General features: G+C 50.6%; 26 protein-coding genes. 17 read left to right on the forward strand and 9 right to left on the reverse strand.

What is annotated here, in order from left to right; genetic code table 11:
• Positions 1-3: 3 nt before the first annotated feature.
• Genes rhaD through rhaB form a run of 3 tightly spaced genes read right to left on the reverse strand, consistent with a single transcriptional unit; the run spans position 4 to position 3,612 of the window.
• Complete coding sequence (gene rhaD, locus OGV71_RS09455) at positions 4-828, reverse strand: rhamnulose-1-phosphate aldolase (RefSeq protein WP_032950687.1); 825 nt, start codon at positions 826-828, stop codon at positions 4-6.
• 58 nt (positions 829-886) lie between these two features.
• The gene (gene rhaA / locus OGV71_RS09460; RefSeq protein WP_003028731.1) at positions 887-2,146 is read right to left on the reverse strand and encodes an L-rhamnose isomerase; all 1,260 of its coding nucleotides are present in this window, start codon (positions 2,144-2,146) and stop codon (positions 887-889) included.
• The gene (gene rhaB / locus OGV71_RS09465) at positions 2,143-3,612 is read right to left on the reverse strand and encodes a rhamnulokinase (RefSeq protein ID WP_204583122.1); all 1,470 of its coding nucleotides are present in this window, start codon (positions 3,610-3,612) and stop codon (positions 2,143-2,145) included. The genes rhaA and rhaB overlap by 4 nt, the downstream gene beginning before the upstream one ends.
• A gap of 303 nt (positions 3,613-3,915) precedes the next feature.
• Between rhaB and rhaS the strand changes: the two genes are divergently transcribed.
• The 4 genes from rhaS to OGV71_RS09485 all read left to right on the forward strand — a co-directional run bounded on the left by rhaS (position 3,916) and on the right by OGV71_RS09485 (position 7,340).
• Positions 3,916-4,764, forward strand: coding sequence for an HTH-type transcriptional activator RhaS (gene rhaS / locus OGV71_RS09470; protein ID WP_003840473.1), 849 nt, complete (start codon positions 3,916-3,918; stop codon positions 4,762-4,764).
• Positions 4,765-4,895: 131 nt separating this feature from the next.
• Positions 4,896-5,762, forward strand: a complete 867-nt coding sequence (gene rhaR, locus OGV71_RS09475) for an HTH-type transcriptional activator RhaR (RefSeq protein ID WP_286533126.1) — start codon at positions 4,896-4,898, stop codon at positions 5,760-5,762.
• A 198-nt stretch (positions 5,763-5,960) separates the two neighbouring features.
• The gene (locus tag OGV71_RS09480; protein ID WP_286533128.1) at positions 5,961-6,674 is read left to right on the forward strand and encodes a hypothetical protein; all 714 of its coding nucleotides are present in this window, start codon (positions 5,961-5,963) and stop codon (positions 6,672-6,674) included.
• Between the two features lie 186 nt (positions 6,675-6,860).
• A complete protein-coding gene (locus OGV71_RS09485) occupies positions 6,861-7,340 on the forward strand; it encodes an Hcp family type VI secretion system effector (protein WP_101741964.1) in 480 nt (159 codons plus the stop codon).
• An 89-nt stretch (positions 7,341-7,429) separates the two neighbouring features.
• Here OGV71_RS09485 and rhaT read toward each other — a convergent pair whose 3' ends face one another.
• Positions 7,430-8,464, reverse strand: a complete 1,035-nt coding sequence (gene rhaT / locus OGV71_RS09490) for an L-rhamnose/proton symporter RhaT (RefSeq protein ID WP_003840477.1) — start codon at positions 8,462-8,464, stop codon at positions 7,430-7,432.
• A gap of 289 nt (positions 8,465-8,753) precedes the next feature.
• On the opposite strand from rhaT, the gene sodA reads away from it, so the two are divergent.
• Both sodA and kdgT read left to right on the forward strand, forming a co-directional pair.
• Positions 8,754-9,374, forward strand: coding sequence for a superoxide dismutase [Mn] (gene sodA / locus OGV71_RS09495; RefSeq protein ID WP_204583120.1), 621 nt, complete (start codon positions 8,754-8,756; stop codon positions 9,372-9,374).
• A gap of 233 nt (positions 9,375-9,607) precedes the next feature.
• Entirely contained in the window at positions 9,608-10,591 is a 984-nt protein-coding gene (gene kdgT / locus OGV71_RS09500) for a 2-keto-3-deoxygluconate transporter (protein WP_003028743.1), read from the forward strand.
• A 41-nt stretch (positions 10,592-10,632) separates the two neighbouring features.
• Here kdgT and OGV71_RS09505 read toward each other — a convergent pair whose 3' ends face one another.
• A complete protein-coding gene (locus OGV71_RS09505) occupies positions 10,633-11,529 on the reverse strand; it encodes a dihydrodipicolinate synthase family protein (RefSeq protein WP_048234205.1) in 897 nt (298 codons plus the stop codon).
• A gap of 152 nt (positions 11,530-11,681) precedes the next feature.
• On the opposite strand from OGV71_RS09505, the gene yiiM reads away from it, so the two are divergent.
• The 4 genes from yiiM to OGV71_RS09525 all read left to right on the forward strand — a co-directional run bounded on the left by yiiM (position 11,682) and on the right by OGV71_RS09525 (position 15,622).
• Complete coding sequence (gene yiiM / locus OGV71_RS09510) at positions 11,682-12,356, forward strand: 6-hydroxyaminopurine reductase (RefSeq protein ID WP_046671344.1); 675 nt, start codon at positions 11,682-11,684, stop codon at positions 12,354-12,356.
• Between the two features lie 228 nt (positions 12,357-12,584).
• The gene (locus tag OGV71_RS09515; RefSeq protein WP_057063175.1) at positions 12,585-13,289 is read left to right on the forward strand and encodes a GntR family transcriptional regulator; all 705 of its coding nucleotides are present in this window, start codon (positions 12,585-12,587) and stop codon (positions 13,287-13,289) included.
• An 8-nt stretch (positions 13,290-13,297) separates the two neighbouring features.
• Positions 13,298-14,254: a sugar phosphate isomerase/epimerase family protein gene (locus OGV71_RS09520; protein WP_048220098.1), complete on the forward strand. Its 957-nt coding sequence runs from the start codon at positions 13,298-13,300 to the stop codon at positions 14,252-14,254.
• Between the two features lie 117 nt (positions 14,255-14,371).
• Positions 14,372-15,622, forward strand: coding sequence for an MFS transporter (locus OGV71_RS09525; protein ID WP_286533146.1), 1,251 nt, complete (start codon positions 14,372-14,374; stop codon positions 15,620-15,622).
• Positions 15,623-15,665: 43 nt separating this feature from the next.
• On the opposite strand, the gene cpxA is transcribed toward OGV71_RS09525, so the two are convergent.
• Both cpxA and cpxR read right to left on the reverse strand, forming a co-directional pair.
• Positions 15,666-17,039, reverse strand: a complete 1,374-nt coding sequence (cpxA, locus tag OGV71_RS09530) for an envelope stress sensor histidine kinase CpxA (protein WP_003028758.1) — start codon at positions 17,037-17,039, stop codon at positions 15,666-15,668.
• Positions 17,036-17,734, reverse strand: a complete 699-nt coding sequence (gene cpxR, locus OGV71_RS09535) for an envelope stress response regulator transcription factor CpxR (RefSeq protein ID WP_003028763.1) — start codon at positions 17,732-17,734, stop codon at positions 17,036-17,038. The genes cpxA and cpxR overlap by 4 nt, the downstream gene beginning before the upstream one ends.
• A 150-nt stretch (positions 17,735-17,884) precedes the next feature.
• On the opposite strand from cpxR, the gene cpxP reads away from it, so the two are divergent.
• Positions 17,885-18,385 carry a cell-envelope stress modulator CpxP gene (gene cpxP, locus OGV71_RS09540; protein WP_003028767.1) on the forward strand — a complete coding sequence of 167 codons (501 nt, stop codon included), beginning with the start codon at positions 17,885-17,887 and terminating at the stop codon, positions 18,383-18,385.
• 206 nt (positions 18,386-18,591) lie between these two features.
• Here cpxP and OGV71_RS09545 read toward each other — a convergent pair whose 3' ends face one another.
• On the reverse strand, positions 18,592-18,951 hold the full coding sequence (locus tag OGV71_RS09545; RefSeq protein WP_032950704.1) for a putative T6SS immunity periplasmic lipoprotein: 360 nt from the start codon (positions 18,949-18,951) through the stop codon (positions 18,592-18,594).
• On the reverse strand, positions 18,948-19,511 hold the full coding sequence (locus OGV71_RS09550) for a type IV secretion protein Rhs (RefSeq protein WP_086504734.1): 564 nt from the start codon (positions 19,509-19,511) through the stop codon (positions 18,948-18,950). Before OGV71_RS09550 ends, OGV71_RS09545 begins: the two co-directional genes overlap by 4 nt.
• 328 nt (positions 19,512-19,839) lie before the next feature.
• Here OGV71_RS09550 and fieF point away from each other — a divergent pair, with 328 nt between their 5' ends.
• The 6 genes from fieF (at position 19,840) to OGV71_RS09580 (ending at position 26,899) form a co-directional block, all read left to right on the forward strand.
• Entirely contained in the window at positions 19,840-20,742 is a 903-nt protein-coding gene (fieF, locus tag OGV71_RS09555; RefSeq protein ID WP_003028775.1) for a CDF family cation-efflux transporter FieF, read from the forward strand.
• Positions 20,743-20,925: 183 nt separating this feature from the next.
• Positions 20,926-21,888: a 6-phosphofructokinase gene (pfkA, locus tag OGV71_RS09560; RefSeq protein WP_003028778.1), complete on the forward strand. Its 963-nt coding sequence runs from the start codon at positions 20,926-20,928 to the stop codon at positions 21,886-21,888.
• Positions 21,889-22,091: 203 nt separating this feature from the next.
• A complete protein-coding gene (gene sbp / locus OGV71_RS09565; RefSeq protein ID WP_003028779.1) occupies positions 22,092-23,081 on the forward strand; it encodes a sulfate/thiosulfate ABC transporter substrate-binding protein Sbp in 990 nt (329 codons plus the stop codon).
• 104 nt (positions 23,082-23,185) lie between these two features.
• The gene (locus OGV71_RS09570) at positions 23,186-23,935 is read left to right on the forward strand and encodes a CDP-diacylglycerol diphosphatase (protein WP_003028780.1); all 750 of its coding nucleotides are present in this window, start codon (positions 23,186-23,188) and stop codon (positions 23,933-23,935) included.
• A 73-nt stretch (positions 23,936-24,008) separates the two neighbouring features.
• Positions 24,009-25,313, forward strand: coding sequence for an SLC13 family permease (locus OGV71_RS09575; RefSeq protein WP_003847864.1), 1,305 nt, complete (start codon positions 24,009-24,011; stop codon positions 25,311-25,313).
• 113 nt (positions 25,314-25,426) lie between these two features.
• On the forward strand, positions 25,427-26,899 hold the full coding sequence (locus OGV71_RS09580) for a DASS family sodium-coupled anion symporter (protein ID WP_016151273.1): 1,473 nt from the start codon (positions 25,427-25,429) through the stop codon (positions 26,897-26,899).
• Positions 26,900-26,926: the final 27 nt, after the last annotated feature.

Below are 26,926 nucleotides of genomic sequence, written 5' to 3' on the forward strand. Positions count from 1 at the left end.
TCCTTACAATGCCAGTGCGCTGGCCAGCGGCGTCACGCCGAAGCGTTTGCCAAGTGCGATCAGCTCTTCACGCGTAATGGTCTGCTTCATACCGCCCATCGAATAGATTTTGACTAAAACTTCTGCAGATTTCTCTGCGGTATCGATCAAACCGAATGCTTCATCGAGGGTGGGTCCACTGCCGAACACGCCGTGGAATGGCCACAGTACCAGCGAGTGTTTCTGCATTTCCTCGGCGGTCGCCTGACCAATTTCATCTGTACCTGGCACCATCCACGGCAGAATGCCAACGCCATCCGGGAACACCACCAGGCACTCGGTGCTGCCTTCCCACAGCTTGCGGGTAATCAGCGCGGTGTTGTTTTCCAGCACGTAGGTCAGAGCGATCAGGTTGGTGGCATGGCAGTGCATGATCACGCGGTCTTTACCGTTCGTCGCTTTAATGCGTTCGCAGTGAGAGAGGAAGTGAGCCGGCAGTTCAGAGGTCGGTACAGCCTCGTGATTCAGGCCCCAGAGGATGTGGTAGCCCGCACCGTCGCTGTCGATTTTCACCACGCCCAAATTGGCTGCTGGATCGAGCTGGACGTTGCGGAAAAATTTCCCCGAACCGGTGACGATAAACGGCGTATTCGCCAGCAGCGGCATCGGCTGACTCAGCGCGATATAGCGTGGTTTTTCGTGGAAATCGGCGCTAAATGGCGCGATATCTGCTTCATCAAGACGCAGCGTCAGGTTACCGCCGTTACGCTCGTCCCAGCCTTTCAGCCACGCATCAGAAGTGGCTTTGATCATCCCCTGGACGAACCAGGAAGTAGTAATGTTTTGCATGTTCGGTGTTCCTGTTTATTGCCCGAACGTTATCGGGCCTACAAGCCTGGTGTCACGGTTAGCTACGTTTGCTCAAAATCTCTTTTTCATAAGTGCGCACGCTGTCCAGCCACTGGCTGCCCGCTGGCGTGTCGTGACGCTGGCAATACATCTCCCAGACGGCCTGCCACGGCAGCGATTTTTGCTCTTCCAGCAGGGCCAGGCGTGCGGTGTAGTCGCCGCTGGCTTCGAGCTGGCGCAGTTGCTCGGTTGGTTCTAACAGCGCGCGCAGCAGGGCTTTTTTCATATTGCGGGTACCGATCACCCATGCGGCGATGCGGTTAATGGAGGCGTCGAAGAAGTCGAGGCCGATGTGTACGCGGTCAAACAGGTTGTGGCGGACGATCTCGCTGGCAATCGCCTGCGTTTCATCATCCAGCAGTACCACGTGATCGCTGTCCCAACGCACTGGACGGCTGACATGCAGCAGCAGGCGCGGCACGTACAGCATGGCGGCGGAGATTTTGTCGGAAATCACTTCGGTCGGATGGAAGTGACCCGCATCCAGACACAGCGCCGTCTGGCGACTGGTGGCGTAACCCATGTAGAACTCGTTAGAGCCCACGGTGTAGCTTTCCGCACCGATGCCAAACAGCTTGCTTTCGACGGCATCGATATGGTGCGCCGGGTCTAGTTTCTCGCTGATCACTTCGTCCAGCGCGTCCAGCAGACGCTGGCGCGGCGCTAAACGATCAACGGTGATGTCTTTCATGCCATCCGGGATCCAGATGTTCATCACTGATGGCGTACCCAACTGCTCGCCAAAATACGCCGAGACGCGACGGCTGGCTTTACAGTGATCGATCCAGAACTGGCGAATGGTGTCATCGGCGTGGGCCAGCGTGAAACCGTCGGCGCTCAGCGGGTGTGAGAAGCAGGATGGGTTGAAATCCAGTCCTAACTGGTTCGCTTTCGCCCACTCTACCCAGTTTTTAAAGTGCTCAGGTTTGATTTGGTCGCGGGCAACCGGCGTATCAGATTCCAGATAGATCGCGTGCAAATTCAGACGTTTTGGACCCGGAATCAGGCTCAGCGCCTGCTCCAGATCGGCCCGCAGTTCGGTGGCGTTACGCGCTTTACCCGGATAGTTACCGGTAGCCTGAATACCGCCAGTGAGCGAGCCTTCCGGATTTTCGAAACCGGCGACATCATCGCCCTGCCAGCAGTGCATGGAGACCGGCAGACGATCGAGCTGGCGTAAGGCCGCCTCGACATCAATGCCTACCGCGGCGAAACGCAGTTTTGCCAGTTCCCAGGCTTGTTCAAGTTGAGTGGTCATGCGCAATGCTCCTTTGTCTGTCGTAGTGATTGAAACTGCGCCTGGTAGCGGGCAATTTCACTTTCAGGATTGGGAATGAAGGTGGTCAGTTCGTAGTTGGCGCGCACCACCTGACGGAAATCATCAACGTTGTTCAGCTCGTCCAGCGTCATCAGCTGGATGCCAATATTGCCGAGCGTGGAGGCCTCAATTGGCCCGGACATCACGCGTATACCGCAGGCATCTGCACACAACTGGTTCAGTAAGGTGTTCTGGCAGCCGCCACCGACAATGTGCAGTTGGCTAAATGCTGCACCACGCAGTTGTGCCAGCTCTTGCAGGATGTCGGCGTACAGCAACGCCAGGCTGTCGAAGATACAGCGCGCCAGTTCGGCGTTTTGCAGGGGTACGGGTTGGCCTGATTCACGGCATGCTGCCTGAATTTCTGCACTCATATCGTCGGGGTTGATAAAGCGATCATCGTTCGGGTTTATCAGGAATTGACAGGCCGGCAGCGCTTGCGTTTGGCTGATAAGCGTTGGCAGGTCGGAAATCTGGCGCTCTTTTAATACGCGCTGGAGCAGCCACAGCCCCATAATATTTTTCAGGACACGGTAGCGCCCTTCCGCGCCGCCTTCGTTGGTGATATTCGCCGCCAGTGCCGCATCGTTGGTATACGGCGTTCTGCTCTCAAAGCCCATCAGCGACCAGGTCCCGGAAGAGAGATAGGCGCTGTTTTTGTCGGCCAGCGGAGAAGCTATGACCGCGCTGGCCGTGTCGTGACTGGCGACGGCTACGACCGGAATTTGATTTTTCTGCGGGCAAATCCAGTGACCAATTACGTTCCCCGGATGCGTCGGACGACCAAACCAGGCTTTGTCTGCTCCGGTCCACGCCAGCAGAGTGTCATCCCAGTCGTCGGTATTGATATTGACTAACTGGGTGGTGGTGGCATTGGTGTATTCCCAGTTCATTTCACCGGTCAGGCGAAAGCTGAAGTAGTCGGGGATCAGTAGGGCATGGGCCACCTGCGGGAGCAGTTCTGGCTGTTGTTCAACCAGCGCACGCAACTGATACAGGGTGTTAAAGGGCAGAAACTGAATGCCGCTACGGCGGTAAATTTCACCTTTACCCGGTTGCGCCATCGCTTGCGCCATAATGCCGGTCGTGCGGCTATCACGGTAAGAGACCGGCAGACCGACACGTTGACCGACGTTATCGATCAGAACGTAATCCACGCCCCAGGTATCAATGCCGATGCTGTCTATCCGAATGCCTTCATCGCAGACTTTTTTCAGGCCAAGACGAATATCGTTTTCCAGGCTGTCGATGTCCCAGGTGTCAAAACCGTCTGTTTTTTGCAGGCAGTTCACGAAGCGGTGGATTTCACGCAGCGTCAGGGTGCGGTGTTCACTGTCGTAACGCGCCAGCATTACGCGCCCACTGGATGCGCCGAGATCGACTGCGACACAATGGCGAAAAGTCATAGCGAGGTCCTTCTGAGTTTTATTGCACTCAGTCTAAGAACCCCAGATAACGCGTACCTTCTTGACAGTGACAGCCACAATTAGCGGCTGGCAACATGGCAAAGGTGAACGTGATGCTGTTCACAATTTCTATTAATAGGGTCGGTTTTAGCGGATGTGACGTCTTCCGCAATTCCCGATCTTTCCCGCCATTTCTTGAAGAATTGACCGTGTTTACGCACTTTGGCGTCAAAAATTTAAGGTGAGGGTGATAACCCTTAATTACTATTCAGCCATGTTCATTTGATCGGGAAGGATGTCATCATGACGATATTGCATTGCGTGGATTTTTTTCCGACAGGTAAAGCGCCAGTGGCTATTGAACCGCGGCTTCCTCAACCTGCGTTTCCAGAACATCATCATGATTTTCATGAAATTGTGGTGGTCGAACATGGAACGGGGATCCATGTGTTCAACGGACAGCCTTACACCATCAGCGGCGGTACGGTGTGTTTCGTTCGCGATCATGACCGGCATTTATATGAACATACTGACAATCTGTGCCTGACCAATGTGTTGTATCGCTCCCCGGATGCGTTTCAATTTCTGGCTGGGCTGAATCAGCTTTTACCTCAGGAACAGAATGGGCAGTATCCTTCGCACTGGCGGGTGAATCAGGGTGTGTTGCAGCAGGTTCGACAACTGGTGGGGCAGATGGAGGCGCTCGGTGAGGGGATGGATACACCAACGGCGGCAAATCGCGAGATCCTGTTTATGCAGCTGCTGGTGCTGCTGCGTAAAAGCAGCCTGATGGAAGCAGCGACCGATAACGACGCGCGGCTTAACCTCCTGATGGCGTGGCTGGAAGATAACTTTGCCGACGAGGTATGTTGGGAGGCGCTGGCCGAGAAGTTTTCCCTCTCTTTGCGTACTCTGCATCGCCAGCTCAAACAGCAAACCGGATTGACGCCGCAGCGCTACCTTAACCGCTTGCGGCTGATCAAGGCTCGGCATCTGCTTCGTCACAGTGATGATAGCGTGACAGACATCGCTTATCTCTGCGGATTCGGCGACAGTAACCACTTTTCGACGCTTTTTCGCCGTGAGTTCAAGTGGTCGCCACGCGATATTCGTCAGGGGCGCGATCTCGTTGTGGCAAGCAGCCTCCAGTAACGCGAAAGCTATCAACGTTTTTTATCGCCGAATCTCAGATAATCATGTCCCTTAACGCCGGATGGCGGCTACGCCTTATCCGGCCTACAGATTACGTGACACGTAGCCGCCACCCGGCAGGGAATATTGTGATGGCGAACCATCTGGTCCTTCTGAAATCAGACTTTTTTGCGCATGAGCAGCAGGCTGTCGCCGTAGCCGATCGTTATCCGCAGGATGTCTTTGCTGAGCATACCCATGAGTTTTGCGAGCTGGTTCTGGTCTGGCGCGGTAATGGCCTGCATGTCCTTAACGATCGCCCGTACCGGATAACCCGTGGCGATCTGTTTTACATTCGCGCCGAAGATAAACACTCCTACACTTCCGTTAACGACCTTGTGCTGCAAAATATCATCTACTGTCCGGAGCGGTTGACGCTGAATGTTGACTGGCAAGGGGCGATCCCCGGATTTGATGGTGCGCCAAGGCACCCGCACTGGCGACTCGGTAGCGTTGGCATGAGCCAGGTCAGACAGGTGATAAGCCAGCTTGAGCATGAAAGTAATCAACGTGATGCGCAGGCTTTTACCATGGCTGAGCTGCTGTTCGGGCAACTGGTGACCCACCTTAAGCGGCATCGTTATGCAACGGATACGCTTCCGGCGACGTCGAGCGAAACGTTGCTGGATAAACTGATCACCGCGTTAGCCGGTAGCCATGAGCATGCGTTCGAACTGAATAAGTTTTGCGAGCGCGAACGGTGCAGCGAGCGCGTTTTGCGCCAGCAGTTTCGCAGCCAGACCGGCATGACCATCAACCAGTATCTCCGCCAGGTGCGGGTTTGCCATGCGCAGTATCTGCTCAAACATAGTCGGTTGATGATTAGTGAGATTTCTATGCGCTGCGGCTTTGAGGACAGTAACTACTTTTCGGTGGTGTTCACGCGCGAAACCGGGATGACGCCGAGCCAGTGGCGTCATCTCAGTACATCGAGTATAGGAGATAATTATCTATTGTGAAGATGGTATATAATCGCAATTACTTTGGTAGTGTCGAATTTCAGGACGGTAAGATCTGGTAGTGCATACCATTAGTAAATGAAATCCCCATAATGATTATCAAGATTGATAGAATATAAATAGGAATAACGCCTCTTTTTCTGTACAAATCTCAGGAGTATGTTGTTATTTAATTATCACTGATCGTAAAAATATTTTATGAAAGCATCTGATTACTTAAGGGTAAAGTTTCAGAATGATAGACAGTTGGCGCTAACCACTCAGAATGCGGTTGGTGGAGTTTTGCAGTCAGCCCGGGGAGTTGCTTCAGATATATATTCGGGTATGGAGCGAGCTAGTTGGTATTCATCATGCTTTATACCGCAATACAATGATGTTTGTCAGGAGTTAAAGACTGAAGAAATAAGAACACTCTATTCCATAGAGTCTATATATAGATATCGTGATGTAATTGCATATATGCTCTATTTGTACTTCAAAATGATAAGTGATGATGTTGATGAAGGTAATCCAGAAGGTTCGGCGCGTCAGTTAATCAGAAAAATGTCAGCAATAGCCTCTCATATGAATATTGCAGGAGGGACCAGGTACGCTTTTGCTTCCGCGGCTTCTCTTGCGCTGTCTCAGTCTGGTTTCATGTCTAAAATCATTGTTGAACGTCTATCTGCAAAGCTACCACAAGCAGTATTCGTGCTTCAGTTTTTCGGCGTTCAACAAAAGTGTGCGCTTGCTACCCGTCATCTAAAAGCAATAGACTCAGATTATTATTGGATTTTATATCAGGCAAAGCTTGAAATGCTCTATTATTTTGTTGAACCAGCAATTTCCAAAATGATTAGCAGAGCAAAGTCTCAACTCTTCTCAAATCTTGATGACTTAGCTGATTTTTTACAGGGGAATTTTAGTGTTTAAGAGTTTGATAACACTTTTATTAGAAGGTGTAGTGTTTCCAGTTCTGGTAATAGGCTTTGGTTTATTATGGGTTCATCTGTTCCCTAAATGTTGTTTATTGCTAACATTAATTACACTTATTATTCTGATGTGGTTGTTTCCCCGATTGACTTCACGATTCACCAAGTTTAAATAAAAGGAGTTTAAATGTCTAACCCAGCTTATTTGTGGCTAACAGATGAAAATGGTTCTCCTATGTCAGGCTCATCTCTGGTTGTCGGACGTGTCGGAGCTATTGAAATAAAGTCACTGACTCACAACGTCAATATCCCGGTTGATAGTAATACAGGGCGTCTAACGGGTACGCGAATTCATGCACCCATCATGTTTCAAAAAGAATTCGACCGGGTTACACCTTTTTTGTACAGAGCATTAAGTACCGGAGCTACGCTCAAATCAGCGACGATCAAAATGTACTCAATTAATGAAGCAGGGATTGAAAAGGAATATTTCAACATCATTCTTCACAACGTAAAGCTTACGTCCATCACGCCTGATTTGTATCCCGGCTCATCAACAGGTACACATCTTGAAACGGTACTGCTTCGCTACGAGAAAATCACCTGGAAGCATTGCGATGGTAATATCATCTATACCGATGAATGGAATCACCGTACTACCTATTAAAAAATTAATCTGGCAAATAAAAATTTGTGTGTATCAAACTAACGATAGATGACGCCCAGCCAGTGGCGTCATCTCAGCAACCAACATGCTTAGCTGGCCATTCCCAGACCAACAATGTTTGCCGCGACAATGATCACCACGCAGCCAAGGCTTAGCACACTGACCGGACGGCGACCCGCGTTTTTCCACTCTTTCAGCACCAGCCCGACAATCCCGCCGCACAGAACATAGAAGCTCATGTGCAGCATCCAGCTTACATAATCATATTGAGCCGGAATTCGCGCGTGGCCCCAGGCGTAGAAGAAGAATTGCAAATACCACATCAGGCCACCAAGCGCAGACAGCAGCACGTTGGTGATAATCAGTGGTTTGGCTAGCGAAAAATCGGCTTTTATCGACAAGTTTTTCACTTTTGCCAGACGAATGAAGCAAAAGCCCAGGTTGACTAACGCGCCGCCGCCCATGATAACCACATAGCTAGGCAGGGCGACATACAGCGGGTCCACACCCAATGCGGCGGCGGCATCGTGCATCGGTTTCGCGGCGTTCATCGCAAATGACATCCCGGCGGAGAAAATGCCGCACATGACCGCCAGAACCAACCCTTTTTTCAGGTTGAACTCTTCGGCTTTGATGCCCATTTTGCGTTCTTTTAATTGACCCGCACGGGTCACAATGCCCACGCCAATCAGTGCGACCAGCACGCCAAGCAGCGTCATGCGTCCGCCGGAGGTGTTGATCAGCACGTCAAAGTTGCCATTGATAATTGGGGTCATCAGCGTACCGACAATCAGCGTGATACCAATCGCAATGCCGATCCCCATCGACATACCGAGATAGCGCATGGTCAGACCATAGTTGATATTGCCAATCCCCCACATCGCGCCGAAAAGAAATACCGGGGCCAGTGTGGAAAGGCTGAAGGAGCTGAAATAGGCCCAGAAATTGGGAAGTAACATCGCGCTGATCGTCCACGGAAGGATAAGCCAGGAGACGATCCCGCCCACCGACCACATCGTTTCCCATGACCAATGTTTGACCTGCTTGAACGGGGCATAGAAACAGGCGGCACTGGCTGCGCCTATCAAATGCCAAAAGATACCCATCGTAATCGCGTTACTCATGACTTAATCCTCGTTATTTTTTATCGTCGGTAATGACCCCTCCGACCAAACGAGTTTAAAAATTACGCAGGGTGTTAACCTTTTAACGATTGCCGCCATTTTGCGCATGTTGGCAATCATCACGTTAACTGGGTGATTTGGTTCACATCTTTAGCAATCAACATGCGCTATTAAAACCTTGTAAAAAGTACGGCATTGATAATCATTTTCAATATCATTTAATTAACTATAATGACCCAACTGCTTACGCGGCGTTAACACAGGCCGCCCGACAATACTGGAGATGATTATGAGTTATACACTGCCACCCCTGCCGTACGCTTATGATGCCCTTGAACCGCACTTCGATAAGCAGACGATGGAAATCCACCATACCAAACACCACCAGGCTTACGTAAACAACGCGAACGCTGCGCTGGAAAGCCTGCCAGAATTCGCCAGCCTGTCCGCTGAAGAGCTGATCACCAAACTGGATCAACTGCCAGCAGACAAGAAAACCGTACTGCGTAACAACGCGGGCGGTCACGCTAACCACAGCCTGTTCTGGAAAGGCCTGAAAACCGGTACTACGCTGCAGGGTGACCTGAAAGCGGCTATCGAACGTGACTTCGGCTCCGTTGACAACTTCAAAGCTGAATTTGAAAAAGCAGCGGCAACCCGCTTTGGCTCCGGCTGGGCGTGGCTGGTGCTGAAAGGTGACAAACTGGCTGTTGTTTCCACCGCCAACCAGGATTCCCCGCTGATGGGTGAAGCTATCTCTGGCGCTTCCGGTTTCCCAATCGTGGGCCTGGATGTTTGGGAACACGCTTACTACCTGAAATTCCAGAACCGTCGCCCGGACTACATCAAAGAGTTCTGGAACGTCGTGAACTGGGACGAAGCTGCCGCGCGTTTCGCAGCAAAAAAATAAGTTCTATGCTTTAACGAAGCCCTGCAAGCGATGCTTGTGGGGTTTTTTTGTGATCAAACTCAATATAAAAACAATGATCCACTTAAATTGAAACAAGGTTTTATTATGCGAGTGAGATCACTTTTATAGTCTCTATGAATGTCTATCTTCTTTTCATCAAGACGGGCGCATCTCAAAGCAAGATGCAATCGCCCATAAAAATTGCCCCATTTTTATGTCTACAGGTGATGGAAATGCAGATCAAACGTACGATAGAGAAAATCCCAGGCGGTATGATGCTGGTGCCGCTTTTCCTGGGCGCGTTGTGTCACACCTTTTCCCCCGGCGCCGGGAAATACTTCGGCTCCTTTACCAACGGTATGATCACCGGTACGGTACCTATCCTGGCGGTCTGGTTCTTTTGCATGGGGGCGTCGATCAAGCTAAGCGCCACCGGCACCGTGCTGCGTAAATCAGGTACGTTAGTCATAACCAAGATTCTGGTGGCGTGGGTGGTTGCAGCGATTGCCTCACGCATTCTGCCGGAACATGGCGTAGAGGTCGGATTCTTCGCTGGGTTGTCTACGCTGGCGCTGGTGGCCGCCATGGATATGACCAACGGCGGGTTGTATGCCTCGATTATGCAGCAGTACGGCACCAAAGAAGAGGCTGGGGCGTTTGTCCTTATGTCGCTGGAGTCTGGCCCGCTGATGACCATGGTGATTCTGGGAACTGCAGGGATCGCGTCGTTTGAACCGCACGTATTTGTTGGCGCAGTATTGCCGTTCCTGATTGGCTTTGCGCTGGGGAATCTGGACCCTGAACTGCGGGAGTTCTTCAGCAAAGCGGTGCAGACACTGATCCCGTTCTTTGCCTTCGCATTAGGTAACACTATTGATTTGAGCGTGATTGCTCAGACCGGCGTGCTGGGTATTTTGCTGGGCGTGGCAGTGATTATCATCACTGGTATTCCATTGATTATCGCCGATAAACTGATTGGTGGTGGCGATGGTACGGCGGGGATTGCGGCTTCCAGTTCTGCGGGGGCGGCGGTTGCTACGCCTGTGCTGATTGCTGAAATGGTTCCGGCATTTAAACCGATGGCACCGGCAGCAACTTCCCTGGTCGCCACGTCGGTGATTGTGACCTCCATTCTGGTGCCGATTATCACGTCTATCTGGTCGAAAAGGGCCAAAGCAAGGGCGGCAGAAATTGATCTTCGTGGCACCGTGAAGTAAGTCTCTTAAGCCGGATGGTCTGCACCATCCGGCTTAATTATTTACCCTTTGACGACAAACACCTCATCGATTGTTCTACACTCACTCTCGTTCAACTCTCCACCGGCATTACGTGACACGCCGGAGCAATAGCCAAACTTACGCGATACCACGGTTTTGATGGTGGTGACAAAATCTTCGCCGATGGCATAGATGGACATATAGGTGCCAATCTGGTCCTGAATATCGCGAAGCGCTGCCAGGTCGCCCTGTTTAAACGCTTCCCGCGCGCTGACAAACAGTTCCGGCATGACGTTGTTCAACCCTGAAATAATCCCTGCGCCACCTGCCAACAGGTTGGGAATATAGTATTCGTCGTAGCCGGACAGCACGGCAAAATCCTCCCGCACGGCGCGGGTGGTCTGAATCATACTGCGAGTATGAGACTGGCAGTCGACGGTGTCTTTGATACCAGCGAAATTCGGGAACTCAGCGGCGAGGGAGGCAACCAGCTCGGGGGTTAAATCGCAGCCGGTGCGTGCCGGGAAGTTATAGGCAAACCATTTGCCGCTGAGTTTCTGCCCCAACTGACGGAAGTAGCTCAGCAGCTGTTTCGCCGTTTGTCCGTAGTAGTAGGGCGGCAGGATCATCACGGCATCGTAACCTGAGCGATACGCTTCCTGCGCCATCAACAATACATCATTCTGGCAGGTGGATGAGACGTTGGCGACCATCTTCAGCGAGCTCATGGCGCGGGCCTCGCGGATCAGCAACAGCCTTTCTTCGAGCGTAAAGGAAGCAAATTCTCCGATGCTGCCCATCAGCAAAATCACGTCGATTTTGGCCTCGGTAAGGCGTTTGAGATGCTGGCTTAGACCGTTGAGATCGATCTTACCGTCATTGTCCATTGGCGTAATGGAAGGACACCAGACGCCAGCAAATTGCGATTGACCAGTCACGTTGTCGACTCCTTATTTGAAATGATGTTTCAAAACCAGCTTACATTGATAGCATGTGTCCCTAAGTTTCATGTGAACCGTGCTCTCATTTTGAGCGACTGGGGTAAAATAAATGTGGTGTAATGGGGGAAATTTATCGGGAGAGGGAACAGATGCGATATCCGGTCGATGTTTTTACGGGCAAAGTTCGGGACTACACGGGAAGCCGTCCAAGCGCGATTGCTAAAGTCCAGATTGACGGTGAGCTGATGCTGACCGAACTGGGGCTGACGGGAGATGAACAGGCGGAAGCGAAAATTCATGGCGGGCCGGATCGCGCGCTGTGTCACTATCCGCGTGAACACTATCAGCACTGGAGACAAGCGTTTCCGGAGCAGGCGGAGCTATTTGTCGCGCCCGCGTTTGGTGAGAACCTCTCTACTGAGGGGCTGACTGAAGAGAATGTGTATATTGGTGACATTTTCCAGTGGGGAGAGGCGTTGATTCAGGTCACACAGCCGCGCTCGCCGTGCTTTAAGTTGAATTTCCATTTTGGCATCAGTGATATGGCCTGCCAGATGCAGGATGCAGGTAAGACGGGCTGGCTGTGCAGCGTCATCGCGGCAGGGCTGGTATCTGCAGATGCGCCGTTGATCCTGGCGTCACGCGTGAGCGACGTCAGCGTGCGGGAGGCAATTGCTATCGCCTGGCATATGCCGTTTGATGATTCGCAATATCACCGTTTACTGTCGGCTGCCGGGTTATCAAAAAGTTGGACCAGAACGATGCAAAAGCGTCGTTTAAGCGGCAAGATCGAAGACAATTCCCGCCGTTTGTGGGGGAAATAGCCCACCTCAGTCTCTGCAATTAAATCAGGTGGCGACACCTGATTTACCTCTCCCCCGCGGTTCATCTCCCTGCATACAAAACCGGGCAAAAACCTGCCGGTCACGGTTTGCTTCAAAGCCATTCTTGATACCTGGTCCACAAAAAGAAACTCTGCGTTGAAAAAAAACTTGAGTATTTCCTGCACTCAAATATCTTATCTTCAAATTGGTTTAAACCAGATAAGCGAAATGAAAAAGAAAAACAATGTTGATGTGCTCAGAGAGCGCTTTGAAAGCTGGTTAAACGAGAAGAATTTACCAGCGGGGTCCAAATTGCCTTCGGAGAGGGAGTTATGTGAGCTTCTGGATGCAAAGCGTATGACCTTACGTCAGGTTTTGATTGAGCTCGAGATCGATGCGCGTATTTTTCGCAAGAACCGCAGTGGTTGGTTTATTTCGTCGAAGCGATTTATTTATAACCCTAAATCACTTTCCAGCTTCAATGCTGAAGCCTGTGCTCAGGGACGTGAACCTTTTTGGGATTATTTAACCAAAGAAACCATTGAAACAGCCCCGCATCATGTTGATGATGTTTTTCTCTCCTCCGGCGATCGCTATTTAGTTACTGGCTGGTGCGGTCTTGATTCACATAAAGTGTTTTACCATGAATCCTATATTGATGCCGATGTTGCGCCAGGATTCATTAATAAATTGGGCAATCAGTCTTTTGCCAGCGTCTGGGAAGATGCATTTGGCCATGTTTTAAATATCAAAGAAATGATTTTTAAACCGGTCAATATGCCAGAAGTGGCCTGCAAAGAGCTGGGAGTTGCGCCTAATACGTATGGAATTTTAGTAGAAAAACATCGGGCTACCCAAGATAAAAAAGTGGTTCAGGTTGATTTCGAATACTGGCGACTTGAATCAGTGGAACTTGTTATTCGTGATGAATGAGAAAAATAATGGGAAAATATAACAAAGAACTTCTTGCCGAACGCGCGAGAAATATACCGCTGTACCTACATGCTTATGCTTTTCATCTGAATATGCGCTACGAGAGAGTCCTGCCGGGGGATCTTCTGGATATTGCGTATCAGCAAAAATTGAAGGGTGTAAAAATACATGTTGAGGATGGTGAGTCCCAATCACTGCAGAAACTAAACGATCAGCAGCTACACGATTTTAAAGAGAAGGCCAAAAAATATAATCTGGATGTGCATATCGAAACGAGCGCATCGGATAAGGCGACATTGACGGATGCAATCCGTATTGCTGTTGCTACTGGTGCAACTTCAGTGCGTTTCTACCCGCGTTATGAAGGACATCTGAACGATGTTATGGCGAAGATTGCCAATGATATTGCGTGGCTGTCTCAGTATGACGATTGCGGACTAAGCTTTACTATCGAACAGCATGAAGATCTGCAAGGCCATGAGCTGGTGACGCTGGTTAACAATAGCGGGATGAAAAATCTCTCTATTCTGTTTGATTTTGGCAACATGATTAATGCTAATGAACAGCCGCTTTCTGCGTTAGAGGTTATGTCTCCATTAATCACTCAGGTACATATCAAAGACGCCAAAATTATTAAAGAAGGTAAAGGCTGGGGGCATGAGGCTTGTCGTTCAGGACACGGCGATTTACCCATGGAAGAGATGCTCAAGGTATTATTACTTTTAGGTGAAGATAAACCGCAAGTACATGCTTTTGGTCTGGAAGAAGAAGTTGAATATTATGCCCCTGCATTTCGCTTCGATGATGAGGGTGATAATCCATGGATCCCATGGCGCGACGCAAGTTATACGCCGCTGCCTGACAGTAATATGATTGATGCGCGACTGGCGCAGGAAAAAGAGCATGCTCTTGCGCAAATCAAATATATTCGCGACTTATGCGATAAATTTATAACTAATCAATAAATTTCTTTAAATATTATTAAATGTAAGCATGACTATGCAAATAGTCTATCTGTTTTATTGATTAAATATTTTAATTAAATATTTCTCTCAACAAGCAATGAGGGTTTAATTATGTTCATGAATAAATGGGCAAGGCTCTGCTTTTTAATTTTAGGCGGCGGCACGATATTCAAGCTTTCAAGTATGAAAGATGTTTTCTATGTGCCAATGCAGAATGACTGGGGTTTAACCAATACGCAAATTGGCTTGAGTTTTACGGTTTATACGATTGTTCAGACAACCGGGCTTTTTCTTTCTCTCTATATCGCAGATCGTTACTCCAAGAAAATATTATTACCGTTAGGTCTGATTGGTGTTGGGTTATGTGGCTTATATCTGGCAACGCTACCGTCATTTACCGGCTATCTCATTTGCTTTGCCGCGATGGCTTTCTTTGCCGATGTGGTTTATTGGCCGGTATTGCTGAAAGCCGTTCGTTTGCTGGGAACGAAAGAAGAACAAGGGCGCATGTTTGGCTTTTTGGAGGCTGGACGCGGTGTGGTAGACGTCATTGTCGCTTCTGGTGCCCTGTTTGTCTTCGTCCATTTTGGTGAGGGGAAAGCGGGTATGCAGGCGGGGCTGCTGTTTTATACGCTCATCACCATTGCGGCAGGTATTGTGACCTACTTTATTGTCGATAATGACGAAGTTAAAGGCGGCGAGAAATCCAGTGCCAACATGGAAGTGCTAAAGGGTATCAAACATGTTTTATCCTGCCCTAACGTTTGGCTGGCTTCTTTGGGTATTTTCTTCGTTTACGCCGCGTACTGTGGACTGACTTACTTTATTCCGTTCTTAAAAGATATCTATATGCTGCCGGTAGCACTCGTTGGTGCGTACGGCATCATCAACCAGTATGCGTTAAAAATGGTAGGTGGGCCGATTGGTGGAATGTTGGCAGATAAAGTTGCTAAATCACCGACAGTGTATCTGAAGTGGACGTTCCTGATCTCTGCTGTTGCGATGCTTGTGTTCATGCAGTTACCGCATCAAACAATGAACGTGTATATCGGCATGGCGGCGACATTAGGGTTCGGAGCGATTATCTTCTCACAGCGCGCCATTTTCTTCGCGCCGATGGATGAGATCGGTACCCCACGTGAGTATGCGGGCTCGGCAATGGCATTTGGTTGCATCATCGGTTATATGCCAGCGATGTTTGCGTACACCTTGTACGGCTATTTGCTGGATACCAATAGCGGCATAACTGGCTACAACTATGTCTTTAGCGTGATGATTGCGTTCAGCTTAATGGGCTTTATCTGCTCGACCATTCTGGTGAAGCGAATTAAAAAGCAAAAGCTAGCGGCTGCAGCTGCGGCGGCATAACGTGAATGCTTCCCCGGTAATCATGTCGTACCGGGGAAGCCTGTTAAGCGCGTTTATACAGCGGTAACCAAATTACCAGCCGTAAACCACCCAGCGGGCTGTCTTCGGCCTTCACCCAGCCACGATGCTGCTGGATTGCAGTTTCAACAATCGCCAGACCCAGACCTGTTCCGCCAGACTCGCGATCGCGCGCCTCATCGGTACGATAGAACGGACGGAAAATCTGTTCTCTGTCTTCAGGGCTTACACCTGGGCCATCGTCGTCCACGGTGATGGTAATCCCGTCGATATCCACCGCGAAGCCAACTTCAATCTTCGTATGTGAATAGCGCAGGGCATTGCGCACAATGTTTTCCAGCGCACTTTCCAACGCATTTGGGTTACCGTACAGCGGCCACGGGCCCGGCGGGAAATTCACCGTGAGCGATTTACCCATCTGCTCAGCTTCAAAGGCGGCGTTATCCAGCACTTCGCCCCACAGCTGATTAGCTTTCACCGTTTCACTAACCAGCGCGTTTTTCTGCTGATTACGTGACATCACCAGCAGGTCGTTGATCATGCTGTCTAGTCGGTGTGCTTCTGTTTCAATGCGCTCCAGCTCTTTGCTCTCACCGCTACGACGGCGCAGCAGAGCGGTGCCTAGTTGCAGACGCGTTAGCGGTGTTCTCAGCTCGTGAGAGATGTCCGACAGCAGACGTTGCTGCGTGGTCATCATCCGTTCCAGCGCCGTCACCATCTGGTTAAAGCTGGCACCTGCCGCCAGAAACTCCTGCGGACCGGCTTCCAGCTCCGGATGTTGACGCAGGTTGCCCTGGGCCACTTCATCCGCCGCGTTTTTCAACTTACGCGCTGGTTTCGCCAGACTCCAGGCAAGCCAGAGCAATAGCGGAGAGCTGACTAACATGGTGACGATCAGCAACAACAGCGGTCGGTCAAACAGCAGGTTGATAAAGTCAGATTGTGAGCTGCTGGCTGGTCGAATGAGATACAGCTGGTAGTTATCTTCACCGTCTCTGACGGAGAAAGGCCCGACCATCTCAACGCGACCGTATTTTTTCTTTTGCGGATGGTCGGCGTTATCGGCCTGACCAATAAAGTTACGAATGATCTGCATTTCATTGCGTTCTGCGCCGATCACGCGTCCTTCCGTCGTAACAAGTAATAACCGCTGTCCTGGCGGCGCCCACTTGTCTATCGCCCGAAACAAGCGACGCCACCACATCAAATCGTTGGGTGGATCGTTCGCCAGTTCAGCTTCAACGTGTTGCTCAATCATTAACCCCTGGCGCTGCTCGCTGTCCAGTAGCTCGGTCATCTGGCGTGAGTCGAGCTTGGGTAACATCAGTACCAACATCAACACCAGTGCCAGCGTCAACCAGAAGATGGCAAAGATGCGCGCGGTTAAGCTCCCTATCATGAAGCGGAAACCATCAGGTAGCCGCGACCACGCAGGGTTTTAAACCACGGGTGTCCGTCTTTACGCTCTGGCAGCTTACGACGCAGGTTCGAGATATGCATATCGATAGCGCGATCGAAAGGTGTCAGGCGTTTACCCAGCACTTCCTGGCTCAGGTGCTCACGCGAAACCACCTGACCGAGATGCTGTGCCAGCAAATAAAGCAGGGTGAATTCGGTGCCGGTTAACTCCAGGATTTGCCCGTCAAAGCTGGCTTCCTGGCGACCCGGATTAAGGCTTAACGCATCTACTTCCAGAGTCGGCGAGCCGTTATCGCTGTTCTGCTGCTGTTCGCTCCAGTGTGAGCGACGCAGAATAGCGCGGATGCGCGCGACCAGTTCACGGTCGTTAAACGGTTTGGGTAAATAGTCGTCCGCGCCCAGCTCAAGGCCAAGTACGCGATCCAATTCGCTGCCGCGAGCGGTCAGCATGATTACGGGTGTCTGGTGTGTCTGACGAAGTGCTTTCAGCGTATCAATGCCGTTTTTCTTCGGCATCATGACGTCGAGCAAAAGTAAATCGATGCTGTCATCCAGAAGCTCAAGCGCCTGTTCCCCATCATAGGCAACCAGCACATCGAAACCTTCCATTTCGAGCAACTCCTTTAACAGGGAAGTCAGCTCTCGGTCATCATCAACTAACAGGATTTTATTCATTGTTTACGTACCTCCGAGGCAGAAATTACGTCATCAGGCGTCGCTAATCTATGACTTTACGTTGTTTTACACCCCCTGACGCATGTTTGCAGCCCGAATCGTAAACTGTCTCTCGTTGAATCGCGACAGAAAAGATTTTGGGAGCAAGTGATGGGCAAAGTTAGCGCTGCCGTCATGGCCTCAACGCTGGCACTCAGTACATTTAGCCATGCAGCTGAAGTCGTCACAGGCGATCACTGGCACCTGGGTGAAGGCTCATCGCAACGCAGCGTTCAGAGCCACATGTTTGACGGTATCAGTTTAACCGAACATCAACGTCAACAGATGCGAGATTTAATGCAGCAGGCAAGACACGAACAGCCTCCTGTTAATGTTAGCGAAATGGAGACAATGCATCGCCTTGTCACCGCAGAGAAATTTGATGAAAGCGCAGTGCGCGCTCAGGCAGAAAGAATGGCGCAAGAACAGGTTGCCCGCCAGGTTGAAATAGCCAGGATTCGCAACCAGATGTATCGCCTGTTAACGCCCGAGCAGCAAGCGGTTTTAAATGAGAAACATGAACAACGAATGGAGCAACTGCGCGACGTAGCGCACTGGAAAAAAAGCTCATCGTTGAATTTATTGAGTAGTAGCAACTCACGTTCCCAGTAGTAACCCTGTTTTCCTTGCCATAGACACCATCCCTGTCTTCCCCCACATGATGTGGGGGTTTTTTTTGCCCAAATTAAATCGGATTACCAAAGATAAGCAGCTACTTACAGAAGATATTTGGAGCTTATAAACGCTTTTGTTATGCGTGATTGACCTCAATGTAACTGACTGCCTTTATGTAGAGCCGTGTAATCTGATAATAATGCTTAGCTTTTTCCTAAATCCAACACAGTACCATCATTGGTAATGATAAAGGTGTAGTAGTGGTTTTTTCCATTTAAGGTATAGCTTGCGCCATACACTAACCCTTTTTCTAAATTTACCGTAAAGCAGGTACTTGGGTAGGTGAGATACTTAAAATCGCCGACTAATAATTTTTTATATTCTCTACCATTAGTTGATAGAATATAGCGGGTTAATACATCATTTTTATCTATGGTAAAGCAAACGCGACTGCCATCTACGTAGATCGCCCGTCGTTCGCCGGACTCTGCACCCTCTCTACCTTTCCCTGGGCATCCGGCCAGAAATAAAAGTATAGGAAGAAAAAAGATCGACTTCTTCATATCGGAAAATCCCCTAATACCTTTTCATATTTCTGTATTAACTCCAGCTCAGGTTCTTCTGGGTCATAATCACGGTAAACATACAGATCGCTATGTCCATCAAACCCATAATGCTTTAACAACCAGTAATCGCTGACTAATGATGCTTGCTGCTCCAGCCCGTAATCAAGTAAGTTTTTTTCATTTAGGCTGTATGTATAATCAGCTGCCCATGAGAACGCCCCGCGTGTTCGTACCCACATTCCATATTGGTGCTGCCAAACATGCATCATTTCATGTAAAAAATGATGCTGAGCATTTGGAGTTTGCTGTTTTGTTGGCATCGAGAAATCATCTTCGTATTTTATTTTTCTAAACCACATTTCGCCGTTGGGCGTCATCGCCTGGCCGGGGTTTTGACTATCAAAAGGAAGATAACTTTCCAGATGAACCCAAACTTGATGGTAAAGAATGCTGAAGCCAAAGAGCGAGTTTGCAAGATTTATCTCGCCAAGCCTTAACCTACGCAGCCCTCCTTCTTGGATCGGTTTCCAGTCAATAGAATTAGGGTAATACGTCATCTTAATCCCTCAAGATATGTTGATTGAGTGTTTATCGTACACCTAAAGTAAATCAGCATTGGAAGAGTTATAGAGAGGTCTTAAAAACTCAGAATAAAACGTATTCAGCTGACGTATGGTCATGCTGATCCGGCTGTAAGATAGGCCGTAATGTAGATTTTTTATTAGAATAAATTTTTAATTTAAGTGTTGCTATGTATTGCTACAACATTCCATCCCTGTCTTCCCTCACATGATGTGAGGGGGAGGCCAAAATTTGTCACTCGGTTATTGCCTGACTGTTTTACTTCATCCGTTATACTAGCGGCATATTCTGGCTGGAGTGTTTATGAATCATACCTATGGGCGGCTGGTGAGCCGGGCGGCAATCGCGGCGACCGTGATGGCATCGCTGTTACTTTTGATCAAAATTTTCGCGTGGTGGTACACCGGATCGGTCAGTATTCTGGCTGCACTGGTGGATTCTCTGGTGGACATCGCGGCGTCGTTAACCAACCTGTTGGTGGTGCGCTATTCGCTGCAACCGGCCGATGATGAACATACGTTCGGACACGGAAAAGCGGAATCACTGGCGGCGCTGGCGCAAAGCATGTTTATTTCCGGTTCGGCGCTGTTTTTATTCCTGACCGGGATTCAGCATCTCATCCAACCGACGCCGATGAAAGATCCCGGCGTTGGGGTGGTTGTCACCATCATTGCGTTAGTGTGTACAATCATTCTGGTCTCGTTTCAGCGCTGGGTAGTGAAGCGTACGCAAAGTCAGGCCGTTCGGGCAGATATGCTTCATTATCAGTCTGATGTTATGATGAACGGTGCGATTCTCATTGCGCTCGGGCTGGCATGGTACGGCTGGCATCGTGCGGATGCCTTGTTTGCGCTCGGGATTGGCATCTATATTTTATATAGCGCATTACGCATGGGGTATGAGGCAGTGCAATCTTTGCTGGATCGCGCTTTACCCGATGAGGAACGTCAGGAAATTATTGATATCGTGACGTCATGGCCTGGGGTCAGCGGCGCTCACGATCTTCGCACGCGGCAGTCAGGGCCGACCCGCTTTATTCAGATTCATTTGGAAATGGAAGATAATCTGCCGCTCGTTCAGGCGCATTTAGTGGCTGAACAGGTTGAGCAGGCAATTTTACGGCGTTTCCCGGGATCGGATGTCATCATTCATCAGGATCCCTGTTCAGTCGTACCCAAGGAAGGCAAGGTGTTTGAGCTTTCATAATTCGTTGTAAAAAGTGAACCGGGCCAGCATTTTGTGTATAAATTACCACCATTTGGCCTGACCTGAATCAATTCAGCAGGAAGTGATTGTTATACTATCTGCATATTCGTTGGATCGTTTCGATATGCGGAATCGACTTCCGGCAGCAGATTTCATTTTGCATTCCAAAGTTCAGAGGTAGTCATGATTAAGAAAATCGGTGTGTTGACAAGCGGCGGTGATGCGCCGGGCATGAACGCAGCAATCCGTGGTGTTGTACGTGCAGCGTTGACGGAAGGGCTGGAAGTCATGGGGATCCATGATGGCTACCTGGGTTTGTATGAAGACCGTATGGTCCAGCTTGACCGCTACAGCGTGTCCGACATGATCAACCGTGGCGGTACTTTCCTCGGTTCAGCTCGCTTCCCGGAATTCCGCGACGAAAACGTGCGTGCGGTGGCTATCGAAAACCTGAAAAAGCGTGGCATTGATGCGCTGGTTGTTATCGGCGGTGACGGTTCTTACATGGGTGCAAAACGCCTGACTGAAATGGGCTTCCCGTGCATCGGTCTGCCGGGCACTATCGACAACGATATCAAGGGCACCGACTACACCATCGGTTACTTCACCGCTCTGGGTACTGTAGTAGAAGCGATTGACCGTCTGCGTGATACCTCTTCTTCTCACCAGCGTATTTCCATCGTTGAAGTGATGGGCCGCTACTGTGGCGATCTGACCCTGGCGGCTGCAATTGCCGGTGGTTGTGAGTTCGTAGTGGTTCCGGAAGTGGAATTCAGTCGCGACGATTTGGTTGCTGAAATCAAAGCGGGCATCGCGAAAGGTAAAAAACACGCAATTGTAGCGATCACTGAACACATGTGTGACGTTGACGAACTGGCGCATTACATCGAGAAGGAAACGGGCCGCGAAACGCGTTCGACCGTACTGGGTCACATTCAGCGTGGTGGTTCCCCGGTTCCTTACGATCGTATCCTGGCATCCCGTATGGGCGCATATGCTATTGAACTGCTGCTGGCAGGTCATGGCGGTCGCTGTGTCGGTATTCAGAACGAGCAACTGGTTCACCACGATATCATCGATGCTATCGAGAACATGAAGCGTCCGTTCAAAGGTGACTGGCTGGACTGCGCGAAAAAACTGTACTGATTGTTTTTTGTTGCCCGGTGGCGCTTCGCTTACCGGGCCTACAGAGTGTACTCTTGTAGGGCGGATAAGGCGTAAGTCGTCATCCGGCACAACCTTCCTCATTTATTCCCCGAAGTTATAGCAAATCTTTTTTTATTCTTTAATGTTTGGATGCCTTTCTGGCACGCTTTGCTCATCACAACATCACATAAGAGAGCTGGGCGATGAACAAATGGGGCGTAGGGTTAACATTATTGCTGGCATCGACCAGCGTTCTGGCAAAGGATATTCAGTTACTTAACGTTTCGTACGATCCAACACGTGAACTGTACGAGCAGTACAATAAAGCCTTCAGCGCGCACTGGAAGCAGGAGACGGGCGATAACGTCGTGATCCGCCAGTCACACGGCGGCTCTGGTAAACAGGCGACCTCTGTCATCAACGGTATTGAAGCCGATGTCGTGACGTTGGCACTGGCATACGACGTGGATGCCATCGCTGAACGTGGTCGAATTGATAAAAACTGGATTAAGCGTTTGCCGGATAACTCTGCGCCTTACACCTCCACCATCGTGTTCCTGGTCCGCAAAGGCAACCCCAAACAAATTCATGACTGGAACGATTTGATCAAACCGGGCGTGTCAGTGATTACACCAAACCCGAAAAGCTCAGGCGGCGCACGCTGGAACTATCTGGCGGCATGGGGCTATGCCCTGCACCACAACAACAACGATCAGGCCAAAGCGCAGGACTTCGTCAAGGCTCTGTTTAAAAACGTTGAAGTGCTGGATTCCGGTGCGCGTGGTTCAACCAATACCTTCGTTGAACGTGGTATCGGTGATGTGCTGATCGCCTGGGAAAACGAAGCGCTGCTGGCAACGAACGAGCTGGGTAAAGACAAATTCGAGATAGTGACGCCGAGTGAATCTATTCTCGCGGAGCCGACCGTTTCCGTGGTCGATAAAGTGGTGGAAAAGAAAGACACCAAAGCGGTGGCGGAAGCTTACCTGAAGTATCTCTACTCTCCGGAAGGCCAGGAAATTGCAGCGAAAAACTACTATCGTCCACGTGATACAGACGTTGCGAAGAAATACGAAAATGCATTTCCGAAGCTGAAGCTGTTCACCATCGATGAAGAGTTTGGCGGCTGGACGAAAGCGCAGAAAGAGCACTTCTCTAATGGCGGTACGTTTGACCAGATCAGCAAACGCTAAATAAGTCTGTGATTTACCGACCCGGTGGCCTAACGCGACCGGGTTTTTTATTTGTCATGGTTTTGCGTTACTCTTGCCCTTCAATGGGATGCAGGAAACGCGTAATGAAAAAAGCAGGCTATCTTTTACTGGCGGTGATTGTGGTTGCCGCCGCTGCAGGCATCGGGTACTGGAAATTCACCGGCAACCCGGACGCATTACGCCAGATCGTCCTTCAACAATGCTTGCCGCACCAGTTGCAGCAGCAGGATCCTGCACCATGCGCAGAAGTGAAGCCGGATGCCGGATATGTGGTGTTCAAAGACCGTAACGGCCCTTTGCAATATTTGTTGATGCCCACTTATCGCATTAACGGTACGGAAAGCCCACTGCTGTTAAAATCAGGCACGCCGAACTTTTTCTGGCTGGCCTGGCAGGCGCGTAGCTTTATGAGCCAAAAATACGGCCAGGAAATCCCTGACAAAGCAGTCTCTCTGAGCATTAACTCACGTAGCGGGCGTACTCAAAATCACCTGCATATTCATATCTCCTGCCTGCGAACCGATGTCAGAAAACAGCTGGATGACAACCTGGCGAAAATCAGCACCCGCTGGCTACCTCTACCAGGTGGGCTGCGCGGTCATGAATATCTGGCGCGTCGCGTCACGGAAAATGAACTGGCACAACGCAGCCCGTTTATGATGCTGGCAGAAGAGGTGCCGGATGCACGTGAGCATATGGGCAGCTATGCGTTGGCGATGGTGCGTCAGAGCGATGAATCCTTTGTTCTGCTGGCTACTCAGCGCAATCTGCTGGCGCTGAATCTCGCCTCTGCTGAGGAAATTCAGGATCATCAATGTGATATTCTGCGTTAACCCCACCTAATCTGGCGTTTACTCCGCATGCCTGTCCCCGTATTCTTGTTGAAAAAAACAACAGGAGACAGGCATGTCGCTCTGGCTTACACACCCTCTGTTTATCCCCTCTATGGTGGTTGGCATCACCATTCTGCTCTGGGCTACGTCGCTGCTGCCGGAGTTTATAACGGCGCTGCTGTTCTTTGCCGTGGCGATGGTCGCCAAAATCGCGCCACCGGATGTGATCTTTGGCGGCTTTGCGTCCTCCGCATTCTGGTTGGTGTTTAGCGGCTTTGTGCTGGGTATCGCGATTCGTAAAACGGGGCTGGCGGACAGGGCGGCGAGGGCGCTGTCATCACGGTTGACCGACTCCTGGCCGTTAATGGTGGCGAGCGTGGTGCTGTTGAGTTACGCGCTGGCGTTTGTAATGCCATCCAACATGGGCCGCATTGCGCTGCTGATGCCGATTGTCGCAGCGATGGCGAAACGGGCTGGAATTAACGATGGTACGCGCGCCTGGTATGGTCTGGCACTGGCCGTTGGGTTTGGGACATTCCAGCTTTCTGCGACGATTTTACCCGCAAATGTACCGAATCTGGTGATGAGCGGCGCTGCGGAAGGCTCTTACGGCATCCACCTCAATTATCTTCCCTATTTGCTGCTGCATACGCCGGTTCTGGGTTGGCTTAAAGGCGCGGTTCTCATCGTGCTTATCTGCTGGCTGTTCCCTGGCAAGCCCCATGCGCCGCGCGATCTCACGCCGTCGGAACCGATGAGCGGAGATGAAAAACGTCTGGCCTGGATGTTAGCGGTGGTGTTGCTTCTTTGGGTAAGCGAAAGCTGGCACGGCATTGGCCCCGCGTGGACTGGGCTGGCGGCGGCAGTTATCACATTGCTCCCACGGGTTGGCTTTATCAATGGCGACGAGTTTTCCACTGGGGTCAACATTCGTACCTGTATTTATGTGGCGGGTATTCTGGGGCTGGCGATCACCGTCACGCAAACAGGTATTGGTAGCGCCGTTGGTGAAGCGCTGTTACAGGTGATGCCGCTGGATGCGGAAAAGCCGTTTACCAGTTTCCTCGCGCTGACCGGTATTACCACGGCGCTTAATTTTATTATGACGGCGAACGGTGTTCCGGCGCTGTATACCACGTTGGCGCAAAGCTTTGCCGATGCGACGGGATTCCCGCTGCTGTCGGTGATTATGATCCAGGTGCTGGGTTATTCCACACCACTGTTGCCGTATCAGGCTTCACCGATCGTGGTGGCGATGGCGCTCGGGAAAGTACCTGCAAGGGCAGGGATGCTGCTGTGTATCGCACTGGCGGCGGCAACGTATTTGATTCTTCTGCCGCTGGATTACGCCTGGTTTACGGTGTTGGGAAAACTGTAGCTGTATCAAAATGTTAATTTTATGTTTTGTGAGTGAGTGAATTGTATTATGCGCGGCAATATCGGTTAATGCCTGAGCGCAGATTTGCGCACTGGAAACTCAAGGATTGATTCATGGACAGTTTGACCCCCATCCGCCGCTGGCCTGCCATCATCTCGCTTGTGATTACGCTGACCATCTGGTTTGTTATCCCGTGTCCTCCTGACGTAACCCCGCAAGCGTGGCATCTGCTGGCACTGTTTATTGGTACGATCGCCGCGATTATCGGTAAAGCTATGCCCATTGGCGCAATTGCGATTGTGGCGATTATGCTGGTGGCGATGACAGGCGTTACTAACCCAGGCAAACCCTCGGCGGCATTGAACGATGCATTGAGTGGTTTTTCTAACCAGCTAATCTGGCTGATTGGTTTATCCATTATGCTGTCGCAAAGTCTGTTAAAGACCGGCCTGGGCGCGCGTATTGGCTACGGGTTTATTGCGCTATTTGGTAAAAGAACGCTGGGTATTGCGTGGGCATTAACCCTTGCGGAAACGCTAATTGCACCCGTAACGCCAAGCAATACCGCGCGTGGTGGTGGCATTATCCACCCGGTAATGCGGGCGATTGCGGAGAGCCTCGGCTCGCAGCCAGGCCATGCCGAGAATGGCTCCACGGGCCGTTATCTCGCGCTGGTGAACTACAATATTAACCCGATCAGCTCGGCTATGTTCATCACCGCGACTGCACCTAATCCGTTAATCGTCAGTTTTTTGACAAAGGGGACGGATGGCGTGCTGAACATGACCTGGGGAATGTGGGCTATTGCGGCGCTTCTTCCCGCACTGGTATCACTGGTTGTCATGCCGATTGTAATCTGGTGGCTCTATCCGCCAGCTATCACGCGCACGCCAAATGCACCGCAGTTTGCGCGGCAAAAACTGGATGCGCTGGGTCCACTTTCTTTGGCAGAGAAAATCACCCTGGGGGTGTTCATTTTGCTGCTCTGTCTATGGGCGGGTGTTCCAGCAATGCTGATGGGCAGTGCCTGGAGCGTAAACCCCACTAGCGCCGCGTTAATTGGATTGTCGATTCTATTGATGGCGGGTGTATTGAGCTGGGATGACATTCTTAAATGCCGCGGGGCATGGGATACGATAGTCTGGTTTGCCGCGCTGGTGATGATGGCGGATTTTCTCAGCAAACTGGGATTGGTAGGATGGCTGGCAACCAGCGTGGGTAGCGCAATCGACCATCTTGGCGTGCACTGGAGTGTTGCGACGCTGTTGTTGATCCTGCTTTACGTCTACTCGCACTACTTTTTCGCCAGCACAACTGCGCATATTACGGCTATGTTCGCTGCGTTCTTTGCCGCAGGCTTAGGCCTCGGCGCGCCGCCAGCGCTGCTTGGTTTAATGCTCGGTTTCTCCTCCTCCTTGATGATGTCGCTCACGCACTATGGCACGGGTACTGCGCCTATTATCTTTGGTTCGGGCTATGTCACGTTGGCGGAGTGGTGGAAAACGGGGCTGGTGATGAGTGTGGTCAACCTGACCATTTGGGGTGTGACCGGCGCCTTCTGGTGGCACTGGTTGGGATACTGGTAGTTAATACAGCGGGAGGAGGGTTCCTCC

The sequence above is a fragment of the Citrobacter sp. Cf088 genome, assembly GCF_030334295.1.
Lineage (GTDB): Bacteria > Pseudomonadota > Gammaproteobacteria > Enterobacterales > Enterobacteriaceae > Citrobacter > Citrobacter freundii.